Source organism: Mycobacterium sp. (genome assembly GCF_008709575.1).
Lineage (GTDB): Bacteria > Actinomycetota > Actinomycetes > Mycobacteriales > Mycobacteriaceae > Mycobacterium.
Genome location: NZ_VYIK01000551.1, coordinates 1 through 537, shown reverse-complemented (window position 1 = coordinate 537; position 537 = coordinate 1). Strand labels below are relative to the sequence as shown.

The following is a 537-nucleotide window of genomic DNA, read 5'->3' as shown; positions in this document are numbered from 1 at the left end:
GCGCGCGCGCTGTGACCGTTCGCACGTTGTCGTCGACGAACTCCGCATTCTCGGTTCCGGTATAGATGGCATGGGACAACGCGGTCATGAAGCCGATCAACAACTCGTTATGACCGGCCATCGCCACACCCACATGCCAGTCGAGATTGGCCTGCAGAAACGCCGATAGGTCAGCGTCGGGATCGGAGATCTCTTCATTGGCCCGATCCAGCACCGCAAGATCGTCGTCAGTGCGTTTGCGGGCGGCCAGCTCGGCGCAGAACGGCTCCACCGCCTCGCGCGTCTCCATCAGGTCAGCCAGTTTGATCTGCCGGCCCCTGATCAGCATGCTCACCGAACTTGCCATCGATTTGGTCGTCGGTCGCTGGACAAATGCGCCGCCGGCCCGACCGGCCCTGACCCGAACCAGGTTCTGCACCTCCAGGATTCGTAACGCCTCTCGCACGGTGGCCCGACTCATCTGCGTCTGCCTGACGAGCTCGCGCTCCGCGGGAAGCATTCGGTGAGCTGCTCGACCACGCGGTGCGCGATCCCGGT

At 63.5% G+C, this 537-nt stretch carries 1 protein-coding gene; it reads right to left on the bottom strand.

Annotated features, from left to right (window positions below; all coding sequences use genetic code 11):
• The coding region (locus tag F6Q13_RS20085) for a FadR/GntR family transcriptional regulator (RefSeq protein WP_293060181.1) at positions 1-537 on the bottom strand (537 nt) is incomplete at both ends.